General features: G+C 26.8%; 1 protein-coding gene. It reads left to right on the top strand.

Annotation, left to right across the window (positions count from 1 at the left end; genetic code table 11):
- The first annotated feature begins 274 nt into the window (after positions 1 to 274).
- Positions 275 to 997, top strand: coding sequence for a hypothetical protein (locus E0I26_RS16405; RefSeq protein WP_131917521.1), 723 nt, complete (start codon positions 275 to 277; stop codon positions 995 to 997).
- Positions 998 to 1,022 lie beyond the last annotated feature (25 nt).

Below are 1,022 nucleotides of genomic sequence, written 5' to 3'. Positions count from 1 at the left end.
GGTGCGAGCATCTTGCTCGTATCCACAAACAGAATAAAATATAAGAAACTGCAACCCTAAAAGTTGTAGTTTTTTTGATAAAAAATAGCATTTACGGTTTCCCGTAAAATCCCTGAATCAAAAGGAGCTACTTTTGAAAAAAGATATAAAAACTGAATTTATTTAATAAGCATTTTCGGTACTAAGTTATATATTTGAAGAAATTACAAATGGAAACAAGCTTTCGTAGATACACCCAAATTCAGATGAACTGGGTTAGGAAACATTCTTAAACATGAGAAATCAAATTGAACATTTAGTTGATAATCGAAATATTTATCTTTGGCAGCAGATGAATAAAAAATTTAATATTTTCATTCTTGAAAGTTTTGAACCTAATTACTCTATAAATATTAAGAAAAAAAAATTATTTAGAAAAACTAAAGTATTTATTTCTGTTTTAAGCTCCGACCTTTGTCCAGCTTCCTTTACACATGAGTTACTTCATTTATATTTAACTTCAATGAAAATCTTGATTGGAGATGATTTAATCGAACTCATTTTTAAAAATGAAAATCTTTATAGGATTTTTTCACGAGATCTAAGAAATCATGTAAGTAATTGTTTAGAGCATATAAAAATGCTTCCTTTATATTCAGAGTTAGGATATGAAAACGAGAAATTTATTTCTGATTATAGCACTGAGAAAATGACTCCTAAAGAAATGAACAATTTAGAATTTGGATTCTCTAATATTTTTTTACTCGATCGTGGCGCCGTTGATTTTTATATTGGAAAATTTTTTGCAATGAAAGCATGCAATAATACGACTATAGATTATGAAAATTATTATACAAAAATGAAAAATCTAGACTTTAAACTTTTTAATATCTTGGATGAGTTTTGGCTTTCTTGGATTAACTATGACATCACTAAAACGAAAAATAATTATAATTCATTATTATATAAATTCACAACTGATTTAAATTTTTGGATAAATAGTAAAGCAATCCTCTAAAACTCCAACTAACATCCCCTAGCTA

The sequence above is a fragment of the Flavobacterium rhamnosiphilum genome (assembly GCF_004349195.1).
GTDB lineage: Bacteria > Bacteroidota > Bacteroidia > Flavobacteriales > Flavobacteriaceae > Flavobacterium > Flavobacterium rhamnosiphilum.
This window is presented reverse-complemented; position numbering and strand designations above follow the sequence as displayed.

Coding starts and splice junctions, on each gene's coding strand:
- E0I26_RS16405 (WP_131917521.1), top strand. CDS start 275: ATGAGAAATCAAATTGAACATTTAGTTGATAATCGAAATATTTATCTT.